Source organism: Paenibacillus sp. MER 180 (assembly GCF_023713665.1).
Taxonomy (GTDB): domain Bacteria; phylum Bacillota; class Bacilli; order Paenibacillales; family Paenibacillaceae; genus Paenibacillus_B; species Paenibacillus_B suaedae.
In genome coordinates, this window is sequence record NZ_JAMAVT010000061.1 from 1 (window position 1) to 659 (window position 659).

At 43.7% G+C, this 659-nt stretch carries 1 pseudogene; it reads left to right on the forward strand.

Features of this window, described 5'->3' with window-relative positions:
* Window positions 1-659 (forward strand): annotated as a pseudogene (locus M3661_RS31100) (transposase); the annotation flags it as partial.

Sequence of the window (659 nt, forward strand, 5' to 3'; positions counted from 1 at the left end):
TTTATGGCATTCGTTCGGAACGTCAGCTTGAACGTGAAATTCAGACTGATTTGGCCTACCGTTGGTTTTTAGGCCTTGGTCTAACGGATAAAGTACCAGACCATTCCACCATCAGTTGGAATCGTCGCACTCGTTTTAAAGACACAAATATTTTTCAAGATATCTTTGATGAGATTGTGCTTCAAGCCATTCAGCACCGTATGGTTGGCGGCCGCGTACTCGTCTCAGATTCCACGCATGTAAAGGCCAACGCTAATAAACATAAGTTTACGAAAGAGCAGGTTTTGCAAAATACCCGTGACTATGTGGACGAACTGAATGCAGCAGTGGAGCAAGACCGAAAAACTCACGGAAAAAAGCACTAAAACCTAGAGAGGACGTGATAGAGGAAAAGGAAATTAAGGTAAGCAAGACCGATCCAGAAAGCGGTTATATGATCCGAGACGGTAAGCCGGAGGGATTCTTCTATTTAGACCACCGCACAGTAGACCTGAAATACAACATGATTACAGATGTTCATGTCACTGCAGGGAATGTACATGACTCGATTCCCTACTTATCTCGATTAGATCGTCAGCAAAAACGATTTGGCTTTGAAGTGGAAGCAGTTGCACTTGATTCTGGGTATTTAACTTCACCGATCTGTAAAGGGCTGCAAG